Source organism: Pseudomonas sp. ICMP 561 (assembly GCF_002699985.1).
GTDB classification, from domain to species: Bacteria; Pseudomonadota; Gammaproteobacteria; order Pseudomonadales; family Pseudomonadaceae; genus Aquipseudomonas; species Aquipseudomonas quasicaspiana.
The window spans coordinates 1-22,024 of sequence record NZ_LKBT01000015.1; the positions used below are offsets into that span (position 1 = coordinate 1).

23 protein-coding genes are annotated in these 22,024 nt (G+C 58.1%); 13 read left to right on the forward strand and 10 right to left on the reverse strand.

Going from position 1 to position 22,024, the window contains the following annotated elements; genetic code table 11:
- Positions 1–242: 242 nt before the first annotated feature.
- The 8 genes from AO242_RS13675 to AO242_RS13715 all read left to right on the forward strand — a co-directional run bounded on the left by AO242_RS13675 (position 243) and on the right by AO242_RS13715 (position 7,293).
- Positions 243–1,007 (forward strand): transporter substrate-binding domain-containing protein, encoded by a 765-nt coding sequence (locus AO242_RS13675; RefSeq protein ID WP_099269136.1) that lies wholly within the window; start codon positions 243–245, stop codon positions 1,005–1,007.
- 146 nt (positions 1,008–1,153) lie between these two features.
- Positions 1,154–2,371, forward strand: a complete 1,218-nt coding sequence (locus tag AO242_RS13680) for a methyltransferase (protein ID WP_099269137.1) — start codon at positions 1,154–1,156, stop codon at positions 2,369–2,371.
- A 455-nt stretch (positions 2,372–2,826) separates the two neighbouring features.
- Entirely contained in the window at positions 2,827–3,966 is a 1,140-nt protein-coding gene (gene metX, locus AO242_RS13690; protein WP_027899502.1) for a homoserine O-succinyltransferase MetX, read from the forward strand.
- Between the two features lie 7 nt (positions 3,967–3,973).
- The gene (gene metW, locus AO242_RS13695) at positions 3,974–4,594 is read left to right on the forward strand and encodes a methionine biosynthesis protein MetW (RefSeq protein WP_099269139.1); all 621 of its coding nucleotides are present in this window, start codon (positions 3,974–3,976) and stop codon (positions 4,592–4,594) included.
- Positions 4,595–4,721: 127 nt separating this feature from the next.
- A complete protein-coding gene (locus tag AO242_RS13700; protein WP_099269140.1) occupies positions 4,722–5,156 on the forward strand; it encodes a DUF4426 domain-containing protein in 435 nt (144 codons plus the stop codon).
- Positions 5,153–5,749 carry an RdgB/HAM1 family non-canonical purine NTP pyrophosphatase gene (gene rdgB / locus AO242_RS13705; protein WP_176560622.1) on the forward strand — a complete coding sequence of 199 codons (597 nt, stop codon included), beginning with the start codon at positions 5,153–5,155 and terminating at the stop codon, positions 5,747–5,749. Before AO242_RS13700 ends, rdgB begins: the two co-directional genes overlap by 4 nt.
- Positions 5,746–6,960 (forward strand): radical SAM family heme chaperone HemW, encoded by a 1,215-nt coding sequence (hemW, locus tag AO242_RS13710; protein WP_099269142.1) that lies wholly within the window; start codon positions 5,746–5,748, stop codon positions 6,958–6,960. The genes rdgB and hemW overlap by 4 nt, the downstream gene beginning before the upstream one ends.
- Positions 6,961–6,969: 9 nt before the next feature.
- Positions 6,970–7,293, forward strand: a complete 324-nt coding sequence (locus tag AO242_RS13715) for a DUF3392 family protein (RefSeq protein ID WP_027899507.1) — start codon at positions 6,970–6,972, stop codon at positions 7,291–7,293.
- A gap of 106 nt (positions 7,294–7,399) precedes the next feature.
- On the opposite strand, the gene trmB is transcribed toward AO242_RS13715, so the two are convergent.
- The 4 genes from trmB to AO242_RS13735 form a co-directional block, all read right to left on the reverse strand.
- Entirely contained in the window at positions 7,400–8,047 is a 648-nt protein-coding gene (gene trmB / locus AO242_RS13720; RefSeq protein WP_218927839.1) for a tRNA (guanosine(46)-N7)-methyltransferase TrmB, read from the reverse strand.
- A 230-nt stretch (positions 8,048–8,277) separates the two neighbouring features.
- Entirely contained in the window at positions 8,278–9,072 is a 795-nt protein-coding gene (locus AO242_RS13725) for a thiazole synthase (protein WP_099269143.1), read from the reverse strand.
- 54 nt (positions 9,073–9,126) lie between these two features.
- Positions 9,127–9,327, reverse strand: a complete 201-nt coding sequence (gene thiS, locus AO242_RS13730; RefSeq protein ID WP_027899703.1) for a sulfur carrier protein ThiS — start codon at positions 9,325–9,327, stop codon at positions 9,127–9,129.
- A 199-nt stretch (positions 9,328–9,526) separates the two neighbouring features.
- Entirely contained in the window at positions 9,527–9,904 is a 378-nt protein-coding gene (locus AO242_RS13735; RefSeq protein WP_027899702.1) for a DUF423 domain-containing protein, read from the reverse strand.
- 80 nt (positions 9,905–9,984) lie between these two features.
- Between AO242_RS13735 and mtgA the strand changes: the two genes are divergently transcribed.
- On the forward strand, positions 9,985–10,695 hold the full coding sequence (gene mtgA / locus AO242_RS13740) for a monofunctional biosynthetic peptidoglycan transglycosylase (RefSeq protein WP_099269144.1): 711 nt from the start codon (positions 9,985–9,987) through the stop codon (positions 10,693–10,695).
- Between the two features lie 278 nt (positions 10,696–10,973).
- Here mtgA and rpoH read toward each other — a convergent pair whose 3' ends face one another.
- The 4 genes from rpoH to ftsY all read right to left on the reverse strand — a co-directional run bounded on the left by rpoH (position 10,974) and on the right by ftsY (position 15,163).
- Positions 10,974–11,828: an RNA polymerase sigma factor RpoH gene (rpoH, locus tag AO242_RS13745; RefSeq protein WP_027899700.1), complete on the reverse strand. Its 855-nt coding sequence runs from the start codon at positions 11,826–11,828 to the stop codon at positions 10,974–10,976.
- 109 nt (positions 11,829–11,937) lie between these two features.
- Positions 11,938–12,963 (reverse strand): permease-like cell division protein FtsX, encoded by a 1,026-nt coding sequence (ftsX, locus tag AO242_RS13750; protein WP_099269145.1) that lies wholly within the window; start codon positions 12,961–12,963, stop codon positions 11,938–11,940.
- Positions 12,960–13,631, reverse strand: coding sequence for a cell division ATP-binding protein FtsE (gene ftsE, locus AO242_RS13755; protein ID WP_027899698.1), 672 nt, complete (start codon positions 13,629–13,631; stop codon positions 12,960–12,962). The genes ftsX and ftsE overlap by 4 nt, the downstream gene beginning before the upstream one ends.
- Complete coding sequence (gene ftsY, locus AO242_RS13760) at positions 13,628–15,163, reverse strand: signal recognition particle-docking protein FtsY (RefSeq protein WP_099269146.1); 1,536 nt, start codon at positions 15,161–15,163, stop codon at positions 13,628–13,630. Before ftsY ends, ftsE begins: the two co-directional genes overlap by 4 nt.
- Positions 15,164–15,533: 370 nt before the next feature.
- Between ftsY and AO242_RS13770 the strand changes: the two genes are divergently transcribed.
- The 4 genes from AO242_RS13770 (at position 15,534) to AO242_RS13785 (ending at position 20,223) form a co-directional block, all read left to right on the forward strand.
- A complete protein-coding gene (locus AO242_RS13770; protein ID WP_099269148.1) occupies positions 15,534–16,886 on the forward strand; it encodes a M16 family metallopeptidase in 1,353 nt (450 codons plus the stop codon).
- Entirely contained in the window at positions 16,883–18,361 is a 1,479-nt protein-coding gene (locus tag AO242_RS13775) for a M16 family metallopeptidase (protein ID WP_099269149.1), read from the forward strand. The genes AO242_RS13770 and AO242_RS13775 overlap by 4 nt, the downstream gene beginning before the upstream one ends.
- Positions 18,361–18,945, forward strand: a complete 585-nt coding sequence (gene rsmD, locus AO242_RS13780; protein ID WP_099269150.1) for a 16S rRNA (guanine(966)-N(2))-methyltransferase RsmD — start codon at positions 18,361–18,363, stop codon at positions 18,943–18,945. Before AO242_RS13775 ends, rsmD begins: the two co-directional genes overlap by 1 nt.
- 255 nt (positions 18,946–19,200) lie before the next feature.
- Positions 19,201–20,223 carry a hydrolase gene (locus AO242_RS13785; RefSeq protein ID WP_099269151.1) on the forward strand — a complete coding sequence of 341 codons (1,023 nt, stop codon included), beginning with the start codon at positions 19,201–19,203 and terminating at the stop codon, positions 20,221–20,223.
- Between the two features lie 152 nt (positions 20,224–20,375).
- Here AO242_RS13785 and AO242_RS13790 read toward each other — a convergent pair whose 3' ends face one another.
- Both AO242_RS13790 and AO242_RS13795 read right to left on the reverse strand, forming a co-directional pair.
- Positions 20,376–21,230 (reverse strand): sulfurtransferase, encoded by an 855-nt coding sequence (locus AO242_RS13790; RefSeq protein ID WP_099269152.1) that lies wholly within the window; start codon positions 21,228–21,230, stop codon positions 20,376–20,378.
- A 63-nt stretch (positions 21,231–21,293) separates the two neighbouring features.
- Positions 21,294–21,965: a TetR/AcrR family transcriptional regulator gene (locus AO242_RS13795; RefSeq protein ID WP_099269201.1), complete on the reverse strand. Its 672-nt coding sequence runs from the start codon at positions 21,963–21,965 to the stop codon at positions 21,294–21,296.
- Positions 21,966–22,024: the final 59 nt, after the last annotated feature.

Consider the following 22,024-nt stretch of genomic DNA (forward strand, 5'->3'; position numbering starts at 1 on the left):
TGAAAAATCAGAGCGAATATCAACCCAAAGGGTGGGTTATGGCTTGATCACAACCATAGAATCTCCCACAGGTGACAGGTTTCATAAGGACATCGTGTATTGATGCGCGAGTGCTGACCTCGCCGATACATGGCTTAACAAATGCTTCAGGCCGACAGCGACATTTTGCGGTAACTCATGTCCAACAACAGTCGTCTTCATAGCCGCCCAATAAGTCCCGCAATTGCAACGGAGCAACACCCATGCAGATGTATAAAAAATTCCTGCTGGTCGCAGCCGCCACTCTGGCCCTGACGACCAGCGCTTTTGCGGTGGAGAAGATGAAATTCGGCGTCGAAGGCGCTTATCCACCGTTCAACGGGAAGGATGCCAGCGGGCAGGCAGTGGGCTTTGATGTGGAAATCGGACACGCACTGTGCGCAAAAATGAAAGTCGAGTGCGAAGTGGTCACCTCCGAATGGGAAGGCATCATCCCGGCGCTCAATGACAACAAATTCGATTTCCTGATTTCATCCATGTCGATTACCAAAGAACGCGCCGAGCAGGTGGACTTCACCGCGCCGTACTACTCCAGCAAATTGCAGTTTGTGGCGCCAAAAGGCACCGAGCTCAAAACCGACAAGGACTCCATTCGCGATTCGCTGCTGGGCAAGACCATCGGTGCGCAGGCGTCGACGCTTTCGGCGTCCTGGCTGCAGGAAAACCTGGGCATGGATATCACCCTGAAGCTTTACGACACTCAGGAAAGTGCCTTCACGGATCTTGCCGAAGGGCATGTGGACGCGGTTCTCGCCGACAAATACGCCAGCTACGAATGGCTCAAGGGCCAGCCCGGTTCAAGCTTCGAGTTCAAAGGCGATCCTGTTCTGGACAATGACAAGATCGGTATTGCCGTGCGTCTGAACGACCCGCTGCGCGCTCGACTCAATCTGGCGATCAAGGAAATCATCGAAGACGGCACCTACAAGAAGATCAACGACAAGTACTTCCCGTTCAGCATTCTGTGATTCAAAGCGCCTGATAACACTTACGTATTAATATTTTTCTGCGCTCAGACGTCCTTTACGCGTAGACGCCCGATCAGGGCGCTGTTATGAAGAGGGCTGGCTTTCCACAGCCAGCCCTCTTACGCGTTTGAACCCGACAGCTGACCATGGCCAACGACCTCGCTTTGCACGATGAACAGCTTCGCAGTCGATTCCGGGCTTTGGACAGCTTCCTGTTCGCCTGGCAGGGATTGTGGCGGCCACGCCCCTTCACCCATCTGCAGTTGCCTTGGGAGCATCAGTACCCGGAACTGGCTGACTGGTTACGCCATCGCTCGCTGGACCAGGCCGAAGCAGCCCACAACCACCCGGAGCATCTGGCAGCACCGTTCCCCTTTCCACAGCTGGCAGGTGAGGCACAGGCGCTAAGTCAGGTACACGCGCTGGCCGCCTTTGAGCTTCCCCCTGTTGAGCCGCGCATGAGTGTCGACGTGCCAGGCCGCAAATGGCAGCAGATCGAAGCGTTCGCCAGTTGCCTGAGCTTCGAACACAAACCGGCCCACTGGCTGGACTGGTGTTCGGGCAAAGGCCATCTGGGACGGCGTCTGCTCGAACCCAGCCAGGGCCTTACTTGCCTGGAGCGCGACCCGGCTCTGGTCGAAGCAGGAGACCAGCTCAGCGCGCGTTTGAACGTAAACGCCGCTCATGTGCAGCAAGACGTCATGGCTGACGATGCATGGCGTCGGCTTCAAGCACATCACACACCTGTCGCCCTGCATGCCTGTGGGGATTTGCACGTGCAGTTGATGCGGCTGGCCAGTCAGGTCGGCTGCAATCAATTGGCAATTGCGCCGTGCTGCTACAACCGCATCGAGACCGAGTACTACCAACCGGTATCAAGTGAGGGACAGGCGTCAGCGTTGAAGCTGTCCCGGGACGATCTCGGCCTGCCTCTGAGCGAAACGGTAACTGCCGGCGCGCGCGTGCGTCGACAGCGCGACCAATCCATGGCCCGTCGCCTATCGTTCGACTTGCTGCAGCGACGACTGCAAAACAGTCAGGATTACTTGCCTACGCCGTCGCTGCCCAGCGCCTGGCTGGATAAGCCTTTCGCTGACTATTGCCGTGATCTGGCAGCGCTCAAGGGTCTGCCCGCTGTCGGCGAACAACATTGGTCCACCCTTGAGGCTGCGGGCTGGGAGCGCTTGGCTCAAGTGCGCAATCTGGAATTGGTGCGCAACTTGTTCCGCCGTCCACTGGAGCTGTGGCTGGTGCTCGACAAGGCGCTTTATCTGCAAGAACACCACTATCGCGTGAACGTAGGGACCTTCTGCGAGAGCCGCATTACGCCTCGTAATTTGCTGATGATTGCGCAGTTGCATTGACAGTTATCAATTGCATAGCCTGTGGATAACTCTGTTGATGAAAAATTGACAGACGTCCCATTTGCTTAGCAGGCTACTTATCCGAACGGTCAGGTGTTCGACTTTTCGCTTCATAAAAATCTTTTAAAAACATACAGTTGTATTTAAACGAGAACATTTCCGGAAATTTCATTCCATTTGGTTATTTTGGCCTGCCACTTGTGCATAAAAATTTGAGTACAACGGCCCCAAAAGGCCACCACGCCAGATGATGCAGCCGACCGAGACCCGGTGGGAGCCAGGCTTGCACGCGATGATGACACCGCCGATTTGAAGTGAATCGCGCCCAGCTTTATCGCGAGCAAGCTCAGCTCCGGCAGGGTTTTGCACCACCTTGAGCCCCCACCGAATTCCTCTGTTGCCCCTCCCCCCCGTGGTCATTAGACTTACGCCTCATTTAAGCGAGAGCAGGGTCGATGTCCACGGTCTTTCCCGAAGATTCTGTCGGTCTAGTCACGCCGCAAACGGCACATTTCAGCGAGCCTCTGGCACTGGCCTGTGGCCGCTCTTTGCCTGCCTACGATCTGATCTATGAAACCTATGGCCAGCTCAACGCCGCGCGCAGCAATGCCGTGTTGATCTGCCATGCCCTTTCCGGTCACCACCACGCGGCAGGCTATAACAGCGTCGATGACCGCAAGCCCGGTTGGTGGGACAGCTGCATCGGTCCCGGCAAGCCTATCGATACCAATCGCTTCTTCGTCGTCAGCCTGAATAATCTGGGGGGCTGCAATGGCTCAACAGGGCCAAGCAGTATCAACCCGGAAACCGGAAAACCTTTCGGCGCCAACTTCCCGGTCCTGACCGTTGAGGACTGGGTACACAGCCAGGCGCGGCTCGCTGACTCGCTGGGCATCCAGCAATGGGCAGCGGTAGTCGGCGGCAGCCTGGGCGGCATGCAAGCTCTACAATGGACCATGACTTACCCTGACCGGGTTCGTCACTGCCTGGCGATCGCCTCGGCCCCAAAATTGTCGGCGCAGAACATTGCCTTCAACGAAGTGGCGCGTCAGGCCATCCTTTCGGACCCGGAATTCCATGGCGGCGACTTTCAGGAGTTTGGTGTCATTCCCAAACGCGGCTTGATGCTCGCGCGAATGGTCGGGCACATCACCTACCTGTCCGATGACTCCATGGGCGAGAAATTTGGTCGTGGCCTGAAAAGCGAGAAGCTCAACTACGACTTCCACAGTGTGGAATTCCAGGTTGAAAGCTATCTGCGCTATCAGGGTGAAGAGTTCTCCGGCCGCTTTGATGCCAACACTTACCTGTTGATGACCAAAGCGCTGGATTACTTCGACCCGGCAGGCGCGTTCAACGATAACCTGGCTGCGACCTTCGCCAACGTGACTGCAGACTTCTGCGTCATGTCGTTCACCACCGACTGGCGCTTCTCGCCTGCCCGCTCCCGGGAACTGGTGGACGCACTCATGGCGGCCAAGAAGAACGTCTGCTATCTGGAGATCGACGCACCTCAGGGCCACGATGCGTTCCTGATCCCGATCCCGCGCTACTTGCAGGCCTTCTCCAGCTACATGAACCGAATTGTACTTTGAGGACGCCATGAGAGCCGATCTGGAAATCATCCAAGAATGGATCCCTGCGGGCAGCCGCGTGCTCGACCTTGGTTGCGGCGACGGCGAACTGCTGGCGTGGCTGCGCGACAACAAGCAAGTCACCGGCTACGGCCTTGAAAACGACGCCGATAACATTGCTCGCTGCATCAGCAAAGGCGTCAACGTCATCGAACAGGATCTGGACAAGGGCCTGGGTAACTTCGCCAGCAACAGCTTCGACGTCGTGGTCATGACCCAAGCGCTGCAAGCGGTGCATTACCCGGACAAGATCCTCGACGAAATGCTGCGCGTGGGCCGACAGTGCATCATCACCTTCCCGAATTTCGGTCACTGGCGCTGCCGCTGGTACCTTGCAACCAAGGGCCGGATGCCGGTTTCGGACTTTCTGCCTTACACCTGGTACAACACGCCAAACATCCACTTCTGCACCTTCGAAGACTTCGAAGAGCTGTGCCGTGGCCGCCACGCGAAGGTCATTGATCGGCTGGCAGTGGATCAACAGCATCGGCATGGCTGGGCCAGCAAACAATGGCCGAACCTGTTGGGTGAGATCGGTATCTACCGGGTCAGCAGCCCGGGGTTGCAGGAACACAAGATCGCGATCTAAAAATTACGCACAAACCCTGTAGGAGCGCGCTTGCCCGCGATTCGATTTTGAACTTGGCCTATTGGTCGCCTGAACGAATGCCATCGCGGGCAAGCGCGCTCCTACAAGTTTGATAAGGAGAACGACCATGCATCGTCTGGCAATCATGTTGATGTGCGCCCTCAGCCTGTCGGCATTTGCTGCTGACTACGCCAGGCCGAATCGGCAGGAAACGTTCGGAGACGTGACGGTCCACTACAATGCTTTTGCTTCAACCACTTTGTCAGCGGACGTGGCGAAAGCATCCGGTTTGATCCGCAGCAAACAGCTGAACGTAATGAACATCACCGTGCTCAAGGCGGGCAAGCCAGCGCCGTCTGTGGTGACAGGTACCTACAAGGACCTGACCGGACGCCCTGAACCACTGACCTTCAAGCAGGTAACGGACAAAGGCTGGATCAGCTACATCGCGCAGTTCCCGCTTGAACAGGCCGGAACCTACACCTTCAACATTGATGTGAAAGCCGGGAATCAGGACAAACATTCCTTCAGCTTCAATCAAGAACTCTATCCAGGCGAATGATGACTTTCCCGCAGCTCGTATTGGCCAGCCACAACGCTGGCAAGCTCAAAGAACTCCAGGCCATGCTCGGCGACAGCGTAAAACTGCGCTCTATCGGCGAATTCAGCAGCGTGGAGCCTGAAGAAACCGGTCTTTCGTTCGTCGAGAATGCCATTCTCAAGGCTCGCAACGCGGCGAGGATTTCCGGCTTGCCAGCGCTGGCTGACGATTCGGGGCTGGCGGTGGATTTCCTGGGCGGTGCACCAGGCATCTACTCCGCGCGCTATGCCGACGGCCAAGGCGATGCGGCGAATAACGTCAAGCTGCTCGACGCCCTCAAAGACGTACCTCAAGAGCAACGCGGCGCGCAGTTCGTTTGCGTACTGGCGCTGGTGCGTCATGCCGATGATCCATTGCCGATCCTCTGTGAAGGCCTGTGGCACGGGCGCATCCTGACCGCTGCCAGCGGCGAGCACGGCTTCGGTTACGATCCGCTGTTCTGGGTGCCGGAGCGCGATTGCTCCAGCGCCGAACTAAGTCCCGCCGAGAAGAACCAGCTCAGCCACCGCGCCCGCGCCATGGCGATCCTGCTTACGCGTCTGGGCTTGACATGACCCACGAAACACCTGCAAAACCGCTGTTCCTCAGCGCAACCGGTTTCTCATCGACCGAGCCGAGGACAGCCTTGCTGCAACTGCCGCCGTTGTCGTTGTACATCCACATCCCGTGGTGCGTACGCAAATGCCCGTACTGCGATTTCAATTCCCACACCGCCAGCCCCGTGCTGCCGGAAGCGGAGTACATCGACGCGCTGCTGGCCGATCTGGATCTGGACCTGCCTTACGTTTATGGCCGCGAACTCAGTTCGATCTTCTTCGGCGGCGGCACGCCGAGTCTGTTCAGTGCAGAAGCGCTGGGCCGCTTGCTCCAGGGAGTCGAGCAACGTATTCGTTTTGCCAGTGACATCGAGATCACCCTGGAGGCTAATCCCGGCACCTTCGAGCAGGTCAAGTTCAGCGCCTATCGCGGGCTGGGCATCAATCGCCTGTCCATTGGTATCCAGAGCTTCCAGGAAGCCAAACTCAAGGCACTGGGGCGTATTCACAACGGCGATGAAGCCATTCGGGCCGCCGACATGGCGCGCCAGGCGGGCTTTGATAACTTCAACATGGACTTGATGCACGGCCTGCCGGATCAGTCGCCTGAGGATGCATTGGGCGACCTGCAACAAGCCATCGACCTGAAACCGACGCATTTGTCCTGGTATCAGCTGACGCTGGAGCCCAACACGGTGTTCTGGAACCAGCCGCCGACGCTGCCGGAAGACGACATCCTCTGGGACATTCAGGAGGCAGGCCAGTTGTTGCTCGCGCAGAACGGCTACGCACAGTACGAAGTCTCGGCCTATGCGCAACCCGGCAGACCCGCGCGGCATAACCTGAATTACTGGAGCTTTGGAGACTTCATCGGCATCGGTGCCGGGGCCCATGGCAAGCTCAGCCATCCGGACGGGCGCATTGTGCGCACCTGGAAAACCCGCTTGCCCAAGGACTATCTGAATCCGGCCAAGCCATTCAAGGCCGGTGAGAAGCTGCTCAGCGTTGAAGAATTGCCCTTCGAATTCCTGATGAACGCACTGCGCCTGACAAATGGTGTGGACGCTGCATTATTTCGTGAACGCACCGGTCTAAGCCTCGATTCGCTGGCCAGTGCGCGCCAGCAAGCCGAGCAACGTGGCCTGCTGCAAGCTGATCCGACCCGATTGGTCGCAACGCCGCAGGGTCAGTTGTTTCTCAACGACCTGCTGCAACACTTTCTGATCTAAGGACCCTGCATGGATTTGATACTCGACCTGCTCGCCACCATCTCCCGCTGGAGCCGCAGCAACCTCTCGGAAATATCCCTCGCCCTGGTGGGCTGTCTGCTGGTGTTGTTTGGCGCTGACTTCAAGGGCTGGGTCGAACAACGCATCAGCAGCTTCGCGGGTGCCTTGCGCATCCCGTTGATGGCCTTGCTGGTCACCATCGGCAGCGGCGCAGCGCTGATCTATGCCACACCGTGGGTGATTCGTGGCCTGAGCCAGTTCAACAACTACAGCCTTGCGCCCGTGTTGTTGGTGGTGCTGGTGTTGATCGGGGTTGTTGCGGACAGGAAGTAACGCTCAGTAGAAGCGGTAGGAGCCAACTTGTTGGCGAGACGTTGGTCCTGCGAACACAGGGATATCGCCTCGCGAACAAGTTCGCTCCTACCGAAGGATCGGCGGATTAATCCACCTTCTCGAACTTCAAATCCCAAACCCCGTGCCCCAAACGCTCACCACGGCGTTCGAACTTGGTGATCGGGCGCTCGGCCGGGCGTGGCACGCATTTGCCGTCTTCGGCCTGGTTGCGATAACCCGGTGCGACATTCATCACTTCCAGCATGAATTCAGCATAGGGTTCCCAGTCAGTGGCCATGTGCAGAACACCGCCGACCTTCAGCTTGCTGCGTACCAGCTCGGCAAACGCAGGCTGCACGATGCGGCGCTTGTGGTGACGGCTCTTGTGCCACGGATCCGGGAAAAACAGCATCAGACGATCAAGACTGTTATCGGCGATGCAACGGTTGAGCACTTCAATCGCATCGCAATCGTAGACCCTTACGTTGGTCAGGCCCTGAGTAAGCACGCCGTTAAGCAGCGCGCCAACACCTGGGTAATGCACTTCAACGCCGATGAAGTCCTGATCCGGCGCAGCAGCAGCCATCTCCAGCAGTGAGTGACCCATGCCGAAACCAATTTCCAGCGTGCGCGGCGCAGAACGACCGAACACCTGATCGTAATCCACTGGCGCGTCGGTCAATGGCAACACATACAGCGGACGGCCTTGATCCAGACCACGCTGCTGGCCTTCAGTCATGCGGCCGGCGCGCATCACGAAACTCTTGATACGGCGGTGCTGGCGCTCTTCGCCTTCTTCGGCAACAGGCAGCTCTGGGTTTGGAACGAGTGGATCAGTCATCAACGGGCTCTATATCGAACGACACATTATCTATTGGACCGTAGGACCGGCTTTAGCCGGGAGAGGGCCAGTACACACGACGAAATTCCTTGATCAGAATGACGCCCTCCCGGCTAAAGCCGGTCCTACGGTGCAGCGTTGCTTTACCGAATCAACCCATCCAGCGGCGAAGACGCGCTGGCATAGAGTTTTCTAGGCATGCGCCCGGCGAGGTAAGCCATACGACCGGCAATCACTGCGTGCTTCATGGCAGCGCCCATCAGGATCGGGTCCTGAGCATGGGCAATAGCCGAATTCATCAACACCGCCTCACAGCCCAGTTCCATGGCGATGGTGGCGTCGGAAGCAGTGCCGACACCAGCATCCACCAGCACCGGCACTTTGGTTTCTTCCAGGATGATCTGCAGGTTGTACGGGTTGCAAATACCCAACCCGCTACCAATCAGACCAGCCAGCGGCATGATCGCGATACAGCCGATTTCAGCGAGTTGACGCGCAATGATCGGGTCATCGCTGGTGTAAACCATCACGTCGAAACCTTCCCTGACCAGCACTTCGGCGGCCTTGAGGGTTTCGATCACGTTCGGGAACAGGGTTTTCTGATCCGCCAGCACTTCCAGTTTGACCAGATTCTTGCCGTCGAGCAGTTCACGGGCCAAGCGGCAAGTGCGCACCGCCTCAATGGCGTCGAAGCAGCCCGCCGTGTTCGGCAGGATGGTATAGCGATCCGGCGGCAGGACATCCAGCAGGTTCGGCTCGCCCGGGTTCTGGCCCAGATTTGTCCGGCGTACTGCGACGGTGACGATCTCGGCACCCGACGCTTCGATGGCCAGACGGGTCTGCTCCATATCCACGTACTTGCCGGTACCCACCAGCAGGCGCGACTCGAAAGTCCGACCGGCCAGAACAAACGGCTTGTCGCTGCGAACATTGCTCATTGGAAATCCTCTTGGAAGTTGAGGTCTTGCAGTTGAATCAGGAAACGTCCAAGCCTAGCCGCCGCCAATCGCGTGGACGACTTCGACCTGATCGCCTTCGTTCAAGGCCGTGGTCTCATGCTGGCTACGCGGCACGATATCCAGGTTCAGCTCGACTGCGACACGACGCCCGACAAGATCAAGGCGGGTCAGCAATGCCAGAACGGTCGCGCCGTCGGGCAATTCAAAGGGTTCACCGTTCAACTGAATGTGCATGCGCGGGAGCAGCCATCATTTTTGGGGGCGAGCATTCTAGCCCGATCAGCCGGTATGACCAAGGTAAAGCGATGTGTGGGACCTCACCCGGTAGGAGCGAACTTGTTCGCGAGGCGGTTTAGCTGGCGAAGTCCATCTACAGCCTGTAACGACGCCTCGCGAACAAGTTCGCTCCTACCGGTCCCGAGTCTGACCAGTATCAAACCCCACCCAGCCGCCACGCGGTCAGGCCCAGCAACGCCCAGCCCACCAGAAACGCCAGCCCACCAAATGGCGTGATGATGCCCAATTTGCTGATGCCGGTCAGGGTCAACAGATACAGGCTGCCCGAAAACAACACAATCCCCAGCGCAAACGAGAAACCGGCCCAGGTCATGAGCCTGCCGGGAAGCTGAGCGGCCAGCACTGCCACGCCCAGAATCGCCAATGCATGGATCAGTTGATAGAGCACACCGGTATGGAAAATCGCCAGATACTCAGGGCTCAGGCGGTTTTTAAGGGCATGCGCGGCAAAGGCTCCGAGGGCAACGCCGGTAAAACCGAAGAACGCTGCCAACATTAAAAAGCTACGAACCATAACTAACTCCGTTCAAAAATCGTCCAAAGGCGCACGGTCTGTATAATGGCCCGCTCAACGGGTTCGGCCAAGCCATCTCTATGCTGCGTTCACTAGTACGTCGTCTTATCAAAGCCCTGCTCCTGTTTGCTGCGGGCAGCGTGTTGCTGGTCCTGATCTTCCGCTTCGTGCCGCCACCGGGCACGGCGCTGATGGTTGAGCGCAAGGTTGAATCGTGGGTCGACGGCAAGCCTATTGATCTGCAGCGCACCTGGCAGCCATGGGACAAGATTTCCAATGACCTGAAGGTCGCGGTTATCGCGGGCGAAGATCAGAAGTTCGCTGAGCATTGGGGCTTTGATGTTGAGGCCATTCAGGCTGCCATTGCCCACAATGAGATGGGCGGCTCTATTCGCGGTGCCAGCACCCTGAGCCAGCAAGTCTCCAAGAACCTGTTTCTGTGGTCGGGCCGCAGCTATCTGCGCAAAGGCCTGGAAGCGTGGTTTACCGGGCTGATCGAAATCCTTTGGTCCAAGCAGCGGATCCTCGAGGTCTACCTGAACAGTGTCGAGTGGGATGACGGTGTGTTCGGCGCTCAAGCGGCAGCGCAGCATCACTTCGGCGTGAATGCCAGCGCCCTTTCGGTGCAGCAGGCCAGCTATCTGGCAGCGGTGCTTCCCAACCCCCGCGAATGGAGCGCCAGCCGTCCAACCAGTTACGTCGCAGGCCGCGCCAGCTGGATTCGCCGGCAGATGCAGCAGTTGGGTGGGGACGATTACCTGCTGGGTTTGAATAACAGCCGTAAGCTCTGACAGGCGGACTCGAACCGGTAGGAGCGAATTCATTCGCGAACGGCTGCGCAGCAGTCGCAAATCTGGCGACCCGACTCCAGCACATGTATCGGGTAGCAGGTTTTGCTGCCGCTTCGCGCCAGTTCGCGAACAAGTTCGCTCCTACCCAGGATGCGAACTCATTACGCCTACGCCTGAACGAGCACACACACGAAACTGTGGGAGCAGATCCAGACACACAAACAAAAACGCCCCGACCGGTTTCCCGGTCAGGGCGTTTCTTTATCGATGAGCCGTTATTACGCGGCTATCGACAACTTGAGCTTGTTCATCGCGCTTTTCTCAAGCTGGCGAATACGCTCGGCGGAGACGTTGTACTTCTGCGCCAGGTCATGCAGCGTCGCTTTCTCTTCAGCCAGCCAGCGCTGATAGAGGATGTCACGGCTGCGGTCGTCCAGCACTTCCAAAGCCTGATGCAGATTGGCAGTGGAGTTGTCAGTCCAGTCGGAATCTTCCAACTGACGTGCCGGATCGTAACGATGGTCTTCCAGATAGTTCGCTGGCGACTGGAACGCGCTGTCGTCGTCGGCTTCAGCAGCCGGGTCGAACGCCATGTCGTGACCGGTCAGACGACTTTCCATCTCCCGCACTTCACGCGGCTCAACGCCGAGGCTTTCAGCCACGCGATGAACTTCTTCATTGTTCAGCCACGCCAAACGTTTCTTCTGGCCACGCAGGTTGAAGAACAGCTTGCGCTGGGCTTTGGTGGTCGCGACTTTCACGATGCGCCAGTTACGCAGGATGAACTCGTGAATTTCCGCCTTGATCCAGTGAACAGCGAACGAAACCAGACGCACACCCATTTCCGGGTTGAAGCGTTTAACGGCCTTCATCAGGCCGACGTTACCTTCCTGAATCAGATCTGACTGAGCCAGGCCGTAACCGGAATAACTGCGTGCGATGTGCACAACAAAACGCAGGTGGGCGAGGACCATCTGCCGAGCCGCCCCCAGATCCTGCTCATAATAGAGACTCTCAGCCAGTTCACGCTCCTGCTCAGGGGTCAGCAAAGGAATGCTGTTCACCGTGTGCACATAGGCTTCCAGGTTCGCACCCGGGACTAAGGCATACGCAGGTTGCAAAGAAGTGGTCATACGAAATGTTACCTCCGTCACATGACTCGTGCAGTTCAGCACTGCGAAATTGACTCGGGAACCGCTATACAAGTTCCCTGTATAAAAAAGTCAATACATGAAGAAAAATTTACCGAGGTGCCAGCTCTCTCAAATGGCGTGCTACTGCAATCCAGGCACCGATATACCCTAACAACACCGCTCCAAGCAAGAGTGATAGACCATCGGACGCTGGAACGCCAGCCAGAGAAAAATCACTTCCGTACAATCCGGCCAGTCCAATTACCGCGTCGTTGAGCCAGTCCAGCCCGAAAGCCAACACACCCCAAGACAGAAAACCTGCGCCAAGCCCATACAATGCGCCCATATAAAGGAAGGGACGCCGTACATAACTATCGGTGCCGCCTACCAGCTTAATGACTTCGATTTCGGTGCGCCGGTTCTCGATGTGCAGACGAATGGTGTTACCAATCACCAGCAGCAATGCCGCCACCAATAACACGGTCAGGCCAAACACAAAGCGGTCGCCTAGCTTGAGAATCGCCGCCAGACGCTCTACCCAGACCAGGTCCAGTTGCGCCTGCTCGACGTTGGGCATGCCTGCAAGTTGAGTCCGCAAGGCCTCTAGCGCAGGTTTGTCCACCTCATCCGGAGTCACCAGCACGACGCCCGGCAGCGGGTTTTCCGGCAATTCCTTGAGCGCTTCACCCAAGCCGGATTGCTGCTGAAACTCCGCCAACGCCTGTTCCCGGCTGATGTATTCAGCCTCGGAGACGCCTGGCATCAGACGAATTTCGTTACGTAATTTTTCGCCCTCGCTGGCGCTGGTATTCAGCTTCAGGTAGATCGAGATTTGTGCAGCGCGCTGCCAGGAACCACCTAACCGCTCGACATTGTTGAGCAACAACGACAAGCCCATGGGCAGACTCAAGGCAATCGCCATCACCAGACAAGTGAAGAAGCTGCCGATCGGTTGCTTGCCCAAGCGACGCAAGCTGTCGATCAAGCTTGAACGATGCGCTTCCAGCCAGGCGTTGAACAGCGTACCGAAGTCTGGACCGTCATCGTCATGGCTGTTTTTTGACTTTTTCGGAGCAGGATCGGCGGCTTTCGGCGATACGCGCTCGGAAACCTTAGGGGAACGTGTGGCACTCATACCCCAGCCTCCCCGTCACCGATGAGGCGACCGCGTTGCAGAGTGAGCATTCGGTGACGCATACGGGCGATCAGCGCCAAATCGTGACTGGCAATCAGCACGCTGGTGCCGAGGCGATTAATGTCTTCGAATACACCCATGATTTCCGCTGCGAGCCGTGGATCGAGGTTACCGGTGGGTTCATCCGCGAGCAGCAAAGCTGGACGATGCACAATGGCGCGAGCAATGCCGACCCGTTGTTGCTGGCCGGTAGACAGATCGCCGGGGTACAGCTCGGCCTTGTCGGAAAGAGCCACGCGCTCCAAAGCGGAGTCCACGCGTTTCGTGACTTCCAGCTTGGACAAACCAAGAATCTGCAGCGGCAACGCGACGTTGTTGAAGACCGTACGATCAAACAGCAACTGGTGATTCTGGAACACCACGCCGATCTGGCGGCGCAGAAATGGAATCTGTGCATTGCTGATCTGACCAAGATCCTGCCCCGCCAACAGCAGTTTGCCGGTGGTCGGACGCTCCATGGCCAGCAGCAGGCGCAGCAAGGTGCTTTTGCCCGCGCCGGAGTGGCCGGTCACGAACAGAAACTCGCCACGACGCACTCGAAAGCTCAGCTCATGCAAGCCGACGTGTCCGTTCGGATAGCGTTTACCGACCTGTTCGAAACGAATCATGTGCGCTCGCGCTCCGCAAACAGGGCCTGAACAAACGGCTCGGCCTCAAAAGTACGCAGGTCATCAATGCCTTCGCCCACGCCGATATAGCGGATAGGCAGATCAAACTGTTTGGCGAGCGCAAAGATCACGCCGCCTTTGGCCGTACCGTCCAGCTTGGTCAACGCCAGACCGGTCAGGGACACCGCCTGGTGGAAATGCTTGGCCTGACTGATCGCGTTCTGTCCGGTACCGGCGTCCAGCACCAGCAGCACTTCGTGAGGTGCTTCGGCGTCCAGTTTGCCGATGACCCGGCGCACCTTCTTCAATTCTTCCATCAGGTTGTCTTTGGTTTGTAGACGACCGGCGGTGTCAGCGATCAGCACGTCGATACCGCGGGCCTTGGCGGCCTGCACAGCATCGAAGATCACCGAGGCGGAGTCGGCACCGGTATGTTGAGCGATGACCGGAATCTTGTTGCGCTCGCCCCAGACCTGCAGTTGCTCGACGGCAGCGGCACGGAACGTGTCACCGGCGGCGAGCATGACTTTCTTGCCTTCCAGTTGCAGCTTCTTCGCCAGCTTGCCAATCGTGGTGGTTTTGCCCGCACCGTTGACGCCGACGACCAGAATCACGAAAGGTTTGTGCGACGCGTCGATGACCAGCGGTTGCTCAACCGGTTTGAGCATTGCCGCCAACTCTTCCTGCAGCGAGGCGTATAACGCCTGGGCGTCGGTGAGCTGCTTGCGTGCCACTTTCTGGGTCAGGCTGCGGATGATCACACCCGTTGCCTCGACGCCAACGTCGGAGGTCAGCAGGCGGGTTTCAATCTCTTCCAGCAAATCATCGTCGATCGCTTTCTTGCCCAGGAACAGGCTGGCCATACCTTCGCCAATGCTGGCGCTGGTTTTGGACAAACCTTGTTTGAGGCGAGCAAAGAAGCCAGCCTTGGTCGCTTCAGGCTGAGCGGCAACAGGCGCTGGCGGGGGTTCGATGATGGGTGCAACAGCTGCAGCAGCGGCCGGAGCCATGGCAGCAACCACGGGAGGAACAACCGGCTCAGGTTGCGGCTCGGGTTCTATCGCAACCGGCTCTGGCTCTGGCTCTGGCTCTGGCTCTGGCTCTGGAGTGATGGTCGATTCCGGCTCGGCAATCGGCACGTCAATACGAGGCGACTCAGGGTGCGGTTCAACCGGATCGGCAACAGGCGCAATCGGCGGCGTAACGTGCAGCTCGTACTCATTGACCAGCGCGACAGGCTCTTCGGCGACCGGCAAGGTCAGCCAAGGCTCTGACGTCGGCTCGCCCGGCTGGACCTGTTCCGCGACAGGCTCAACAGCGATTTCGTGCGCAGGCTCGGGCGTCAATGCCGGAGCAAGTTGCGACTCAGCCGTCAGCGGAGTCGATTCAATCACCGGCTCCGGCGCTGCTGTGGATAAGTCTTGAGGCTGTTCGGCAGTGGTTTCCTGCGGCTTTTTGCGCAGCCATCCGAACAGGCCTTTCTTCTCGCCAGCCGGGGCTGGGGTCTTCTTGTCGTCGTTGGAACCAAACATGGAGGACGGCTATCTCAAGGTAGCGACGCGCCAGAGCGGCGCCTCTGAAAAATTCTGATATGCGAAACAGACTACATTTCAGTCTGCTTGTTCATCTGCTGGCCGAGCATAATCCGCAGTTTCCTGTAGGAGTGAGCTTGCTCGCGATAAGGCTGGAACAGCCTTCTGGCTGATTTGAATTCAAACCCTTTTGCCAGCGCTGCGCACTGGATCGCGAGCAAGCTCACTCCTACAGAGGTCTTTGCCGATCTCCAACCCGCGCATTCCTGCATCTTTGTCATGGTCGCAGAGCAAACAGGCCGCTATCCTAACACCCCCGCGCCCGTGGACGCTAAGTTCAAACGGGCCGTCTTACAGGTTCAAATTACGAATGAATGCTCTAGCCCGCCGTGCCGCAGGCCTGCTGTTCGGCACAATTTGTCTGCCATTCGGCGCAATGGCCGCCGATCCGCAACCTACCCATGAATTCACTCTCGCCAATGGCCTGAAGGTCATCGTTCGCGAAGATCACCGCGCTCCGGTTGTGGTGTCGCAGGTCTGGTACAAAGTGGGTTCGAGCTACGAGACCCCGGGCCAGACCGGCTTGTCCCACGCCCTTGAACACATGATGTTCAAAGGCAGCTCGAAAACCGGCCCTGGCGAAGCGTCGCTGATCCTGCGGGATCTGGGCGCCGAAGAGAACGCATTCACCAGCGACGATTACACCGCCTACTACCAAGTGCTGGCGCGTGATCGTCTGGCCGTGGCCTTTGAGCTGGAAGCTGACCGCATGGCCAGTCTGAAGCTACCGGCTGACGAGTTCAGCCGCGAAATCGAGGTGATCAAGGAAGAACGCCGCCTGCGTACCGACGATAAGCCGACGTCCAAAGCCTTCGAGCGCTTCAAGGCCATGGCTTATCCAGCCAGCGGCTATCACACGCCAACCATTGGCTGGATGGCTGATCTTGAACGCATGAAGGTCGAAGAGCTGCGCCACTGGTATGAATCCTGGTATGTACCGAACAACGCCACGCTGGTGGTAGTGGGCGACGTCAAACCCGACGAAGTCAAAGCCTTGGCTGAACGTTTCTTCGGGCCGATTGCGCGCCGTGACGTACCGCCTTCGAAGAAGCCGCTGGAGCTGGCCGAACCTGGCGAGCGCCGCATCACTCTGCATGTACAGACTCAGCTGCCGAGCCTGATGTACGGCTTTAACGTGCCAAGCCTGGCCACCGCCGAGGATCCGCGTTCGGTCAACGCACTGCGCCTGATCGCAGCCTTGCTGGATGGCGGCTACAGCGCGCGCATCCCGACGCGCCTTGAGCGCGGTGAAGAGCTGGTATCCGGCGCAGGCTCGAACTATGACGCCTTCGCCCGGGGCGACAGCCTGTTCATGATCAGCGCCACGCCCAACACTCAGAAGAAGAAAACCCTAGCTGACGTCGAAGCCGGCATCTGGCGTTTGCTCAACGAGCTGAAAACCAAGCCGCCAACCAACGAAGAGCTGGAACGCGTACGTGCTCAGGTAATCGCGAGCCTGGTCTACGAGCGCGACTCGATCACCAGTCAGGCCAGCACCATTGGCGAACTGGAAACCGTCGGCCTGTCGTGGAAGTTGATCGACGAGGAACTGGCCGCGCTGCAAAGCGTGACTCCGGCAGACATTCAGAAAGCCGCCAGCACCTATTTCACCCGTGAGCGCCTCAGCGTTGCGCACGTTCTACCTGAGGAGAAAGCAAAATGAGTGAGCGCAACGGCCCACGTAAGATGCTGTTTGGCCTGCTGTTGACCACCAGCCTCGGTGTTTTCGCTGCACAGTCGGCACTGGCTGAAGAAGCCGCCAGCGACGCCACGCCCGCACGCCCGGCTCTGGAGTCCTTGAAAGAGCTCGATGGCAAGGCGCCGGCGCGCCGCAGCCTGGATATTCAGACCTGGCAAACCGCAGAGGGCGCCAAAGTCCTGTTCGTCGAAGCTCACGAGTTGCCGATGTTTGATATGCGCCTGACTTTCGCAGCAGGCAGCAGTCAGGATCAAAACCTGCCGGGCGTCGCGGTGCTGACCAACGCCATGCTCAACGAAGGCGTAAAAGGTAAGGATGTAACCGCTATCGCTCAGGGCTTCGAAGGCCTCGGCGCGGACTTCAGCAACGGTGCCTATCGCGATATGGCAGTGGCTTCGATCCGCAGCCTGAGCGCGACGGACAAACGCGAGCCTGCGTTGAAGTTGTTCTCCGAAGTGGTGGGCAAGCCGACCTTCCCTGCCGACTCGCTGACTCGCATCAAGAACCAATTGCTGGCCAGCTTCGAATACAAGAAGCAGAACCCGGGTTCGCTGGCAGGCGAAGAGCTCTTCAAGCGTCTGTACGGCAACCACCCTTATGGTCATCCAAGCGAAGGCACTGCCGAGTCCATCAAACCGATCACTCTCGCGCAGCTCAAAGCGTTCCACGCCAAGGCTTATGCGGCAGGCAACGCGGTGATTGCGCTGGTGGGTGATCTTTCCCGCGACGAAGCGCAGGCCATCGCTGCGCAAGTCTCGGCATCGCTGCCCAAAGGCCCGGCATTGGCTAAACTGCCAACCCCTGCCGAACCCAAGGCTGGCGAAACGCACATCGAGTTTCCTTCGAAACAGACTCACCTGATGCTCGCCCAATTGGGCATCACGCGTAACGATCCTGACTATGCGGCACTGTCGTTGGGCAACTCGGTACTCGGCGGTGGTGGTTTCGGCAGCCGTTTGATGACTGAAGTCCGTGAAAAACGCGGCCTGACGTATGGCGTCTCTTCGGGCTTCACCCCGATGCAGACTCAGGGCCCGTTCATGATTGGCCTGCAGACCCGTGCGGAACTGAGCGAGAACACCCTCAAGCTGGTGCAGGACATCGTCCGCGACTTCCTTGCCAACGGCCCGACCCAAAAAGAACTGGACGACGCCAAGCGCGAACTGACCGGCAGCTTCCCGCTAACCGCGGCCAGCAACTCGTCGATCGTTGCGCAACTGGGCGCCATCGGCTTCTACGACTTGCCGCTGACGTTCCTCGAAGACTTCATCACCCAGTCGCAAAGCGTGACTGTCGAGCAAGTCAAAGAGGTGATGAACAAGCACTTGAGCGCTGACAAGATGGTAATCGTCACCGCCGGGCCGACCGTGGCGCAAAAGCCGCTGCCGCCGCCTACCGACAAACCTGCTGAACGCCCTCTCGGGGTCCCGGAGCATTAATGGCCAATCCACGCCCTAAGGGCCACAACGGCCTGGGTCAACTGCGCATCATTGGTGGCGAATGGGGCAGTCGCAAGCTGACGTTCCCCGACGCCCCAGGTCTGCGCCCGACACCGGATCGCGTCCGCGAAACCCTGTTCAACTGGCTGGCAATGGACATTGCCGGCGCGAAGGTGCTGGATGTTTTCACTGGTAGCGGCGCGCTGTTCTTCGAAGCGCTGTCACGTGGCGCGAGTAAAGGCCTCGCTCTGGATAACAGTGCCGCAGCGATCACCAGCCTGCGTCAGAATCTGAGCATGCTGAACTGCACCACCGGTCAGGTCACACAGGCCGACTCGCTGCGCCATCTGGAAACCCAGACCGCAGAGCCATTCGATGTGGTGTTCCTCGACCCGCCGTTCCACCAGAACCTGCTGGCTTCGGCCTGCGCGCTGCTGGAATCACACGGCTGGCTGGCGGAAAACGCGTGGATCTACACCGAAAGCGAAACCCCGCCATCGACCACCGGTTTGCCGGGTAGCTGGCGTCTGCACCGGGAAAAAAAGGCCGGGCAGGTGTACTACGCGCTGTGGCAGCGGGGTTGAACCTGCATAAGCTGCTTTGAAACACCCCGTAGGACCGGCTTCAGCCGGGAGAGCATTTTCCTGACGAAAGAGATGCAGCGAATGTGCCGTCACTCTCCCGGCTAAAGCCAGTCCTACAGGTCATAAGCCATTACACCAATGCCAAACCACCTATCCCTCGCCCCTACCGCTGAGCAAAAATTCTGCTCACGACATCTATCACTTGTGGCAACGTAAGCCTCATACGAAAACGCAACCCGCCGAGAGAGGACAATCGTGTTCACACGCCCAGCTAAATCCTCCTTCGCCAACCGCTTCATTCCCGCATCAGGCCTGGGCAATCCCCATCTGCAGACCTTATGGGGCCCGCTATGGCGAAGAAAAAATCGAATCGAACGACAACGTGAGCGTATCTGGCTGGCCGATGGGGACTTTCTCGATCTTGACTGGTTTGGCCCGCATGAGCTGAACACTCCACTGGTGCTGGTGCTGCACGGCCTGACCGGCTCATCGAACTCGCCTTATGTGGTCGGCTTACAAAAGGCGATCGCTCTGGAAGGTTGGGCCAGCGTCGCACTGAACTGGCGAGGGTGTTCCGGTGAGCCGAACTTGCTGTCGCGCAGTTATCACTCCGGCGCCAGCGAAGACCTCGCGTCAGTCATTGCCCACCTCAGGGCCAAACGTCCCTTGGCACCGCTTTACGCGGTGGGTTACTCACTGGGCGGCAACGTGCTGCTCAAATATCTGGGTGAGTCGGGCGAGAACAGTGATCTGCAAGGCGCAGTGGCCGTGTCCGTGCCGTTCCGGCTGGATGAGTGCGCCGACCGCATTGGCATGGGCTTTTCCAGGGTCTACCAGCGGCATTTCATGCGCGAAATGGTTACCTACGTAAAGGACAAACAGCGTCACTTCAAGGACGAAGGGATCAGCGAAGGGCTGGCTGAATTGTCCGCACTGGGATCGCTGGAAAACATGCGCACGTTCTGGGATTTCGATGGCCGGGTAACCGCCCCCCTGCATGGATTCGCCGACGCCAAGGATTACTACCGCCGCGCGTCCAGTCGCTATTACCTGGGAGACATCCGCACACCGACGCTGATTATCCAGGCGGCAGACGATCCGTTCGTGTTCAAGCACAGTCTGCCAGAACCGGAAGAACTGTCTGCCAGCACCGAGTTCGAGCTACAGGAAAAAGGCGGGCACGTAGGGTTCGTCGACGGCTCGATGAAGAATCCCGGCTATTACCTTGAGCGGCGGATTCCGTTGTGGCTGACGAGTGCGCATGGGACAGGGCTTTAGCTCACATCAATCTCAGGCTTGAAACCCATATCCAAGGTAGGAGCGAACTTGTTCGCGAGGCAGCGTCCCTGAAGAAACGCGTCAAACCCTCTCGCCAACAAGTTGCCTCCTACCTTCAAGCGGTAACATGGCAATCTCTACAGAAAACTGTGTTACGCCCCCGTCGCAACCTCACGCCCCGGATCGGTAATCCACTCACTCCACGACCCCGCGTACAACGCCCCCAGCGGATAACCCGCCAGACACAACGCAAACAGGTTATGACACGCCGTCACACCAGACCCGCAATAGGCAACCAGACTCTCTGGTGGGCGTCCCTGAAGCTTTTCGGCGAAACGTTGCTTGAGTTGCTCTGGTGGTAAAAAGCGTCCGTCCGGGCCGAGGTTCTCGTTGAACGCCGCACATTGCGCACCCGGAATGTGTCCGGCAACCGGATCAATAGGCTCCACTTCCCCGCGAAAGCGAGCTTCGGCGCGAGCATCGATCAGGGTCAGCCCTGGTTTATTGAGACGTTTCTGCAATTGATCGGCACTCAACACCAGCGAGTCATCAGGCTGGGCCTTAAAATTCCCCGGTTCTTTGCCCGGAGGATCAAGGCTTAACGGCAAACCTGCAGCGTGCCAGGCCTTCAGCCCACCATCGAGGATAAATACTCCGTCACGCTTGCCTAGCCAGGCCAGCAGCCACCAGGCCCGAGCAGCGAAAGCGCCAGGTCCGTCGTCGTACAGCACGATATCGCTGTCGGCGTTAATGCCCCAGTACTGCAAGCGCTCAACCAGCTTCTGTGGATCCGGCAAGGGATGACGTCCGGTTTTCCCCTTGCTGACCGGACCGCTGAGATCACGCTCCAGATCGGCGAAAGACGAGCCGTCGATGTGCCCGTCGGCATAGCTGCGCTGGCCGTAGGAGGTATCTTCCAGAGCAAAACGACAATCGAGAATCACCAGCCCCGGCTGTAGCTGGCGAGCCGCCAGCTGCTGCGGGCTGATCAGTTGCGCGATAGGCATGACAGGCTCCTGTGGACAATTGAAAGATTCAGCACTTTTCCAGATCGTTGCGGCTGATGATGTTCAGACTCCATCCGCCAGCGCTTGATGCAACGGTACATAAAATTCTTCGCACAGCGCTTTCACTTCGTCTTGCGCCTGTGGGGTGACATAGCCCGACTCAAGCATCAGCACCTGATAAACGCCACGGCGCATGGCGTCCGCACTCAGGTGAGTGCTGGTTTCCCGCGTAGTACAGAGGAAACGCACCCAAGACGTCAGAACGATCCAGGTATTGAGCGTCAGCGACTCGATTTGCACCTTGTTCATCTGCAGGATGCCAGCCTCAACGAATCCACCATAAATGGCCATGGCCTGAATCAGGCAATGCTGGGAGAAGCGTCGATAACGCGCGGCCAGCTCCACATCGCAATCCAGCAGATGCTCCAGATCGCGATGCAAAAAACGATAACGCCACATCCCGTCGAGAATTTCCAACAGGTAATAACGTTTGTCTTCGACACTGGGCAAGCGACCTTTGGGCGGACGCAGAAAGGTGTTCACCAGAGTTTCGTATTCGGTGAAGAGCTCGGCGATGATCGCCTGCTTATTGAGGAAGTGGTAATACAGATTGCCCGGCGACATTTCCAGATGCGCCGCGATATGGTTGGTGCTGACACTGCGTTCGCCCAATTGATTGAACAGTTCCAGACTGTTCAGCACGATCCGTTCACGGGTTTTGATACGCGGGGTCAGGCTCACACTTGATCGCTCGGCTGTTATCGGTATCCAGCGATCTTAACGCAAGCATGATG

Bases quoted from the DNA above. Each gene is read 5' to 3' on its own strand.
- AO242_RS13675 (WP_099269136.1), top strand. From the start codon at position 243: ATGCAGATGTATAAAAAATTCCTGCTGGTCGCAGCCGCCACTCTGGCC.
- AO242_RS13680 (WP_099269137.1), top strand. From the start codon at position 1,154: ATGGCCAACGACCTCGCTTTGCACGATGAACAGCTTCGCAGTCGATTC.
- metX (WP_027899502.1), top strand. From the start codon at position 2,827: ATGTCCACGGTCTTTCCCGAAGATTCTGTCGGTCTAGTCACGCCGCAA.
- metW (WP_099269139.1), top strand. From the start codon at position 3,974: ATGAGAGCCGATCTGGAAATCATCCAAGAATGGATCCCTGCGGGCAGC.
- AO242_RS13700 (WP_099269140.1), top strand. From the start codon at position 4,722: ATGCATCGTCTGGCAATCATGTTGATGTGCGCCCTCAGCCTGTCGGCA.
- rdgB (WP_176560622.1), top strand. From the start codon at position 5,153: ATGATGACTTTCCCGCAGCTCGTATTGGCCAGCCACAACGCTGGCAAG.
- hemW (WP_099269142.1), top strand. From the start codon at position 5,746: ATGACCCACGAAACACCTGCAAAACCGCTGTTCCTCAGCGCAACCGGT.
- AO242_RS13715 (WP_027899507.1), top strand. From the start codon at position 6,970: ATGGATTTGATACTCGACCTGCTCGCCACCATCTCCCGCTGGAGCCGC.
- trmB (WP_218927839.1), bottom strand. From the start codon at position 8,047: ATGCGCGCCGGCCGCATGACTGAAGGCCAGCAGCGTGGTCTGGATCAA.
- AO242_RS13725 (WP_099269143.1), bottom strand. From the start codon at position 9,072: ATGAGCAATGTTCGCAGCGACAAGCCGTTTGTTCTGGCCGGTCGGACT.
- thiS (WP_027899703.1), bottom strand. From the start codon at position 9,327: ATGCACATTCAGTTGAACGGTGAACCCTTTGAATTGCCCGACGGCGCG.
- AO242_RS13735 (WP_027899702.1), bottom strand. From the start codon at position 9,904: ATGGTTCGTAGCTTTTTAATGTTGGCAGCGTTCTTCGGTTTTACCGGC.
- mtgA (WP_099269144.1), top strand. From the start codon at position 9,985: ATGCTGCGTTCACTAGTACGTCGTCTTATCAAAGCCCTGCTCCTGTTT.
- rpoH (WP_027899700.1), bottom strand. From the start codon at position 11,828: ATGACCACTTCTTTGCAACCTGCGTATGCCTTAGTCCCGGGTGCGAAC.
- ftsX (WP_099269145.1), bottom strand. From the start codon at position 12,963: ATGAGTGCCACACGTTCCCCTAAGGTTTCCGAGCGCGTATCGCCGAAA.
- ftsE (WP_027899698.1), bottom strand. From the start codon at position 13,631: ATGATTCGTTTCGAACAGGTCGGTAAACGCTATCCGAACGGACACGTC.
- ftsY (WP_099269146.1), bottom strand. From the start codon at position 15,163: ATGTTTGGTTCCAACGACGACAAGAAGACCCCAGCCCCGGCTGGCGAG.
- AO242_RS13770 (WP_099269148.1), top strand. From the start codon at position 15,534: ATGAATGCTCTAGCCCGCCGTGCCGCAGGCCTGCTGTTCGGCACAATT.
- AO242_RS13775 (WP_099269149.1), top strand. From the start codon at position 16,883: ATGAGTGAGCGCAACGGCCCACGTAAGATGCTGTTTGGCCTGCTGTTG.
- rsmD (WP_099269150.1), top strand. From the start codon at position 18,361: ATGGCCAATCCACGCCCTAAGGGCCACAACGGCCTGGGTCAACTGCGC.
- AO242_RS13790 (WP_099269152.1), bottom strand. From the start codon at position 21,230: ATGCCTATCGCGCAACTGATCAGCCCGCAGCAGCTGGCGGCTCGCCAG.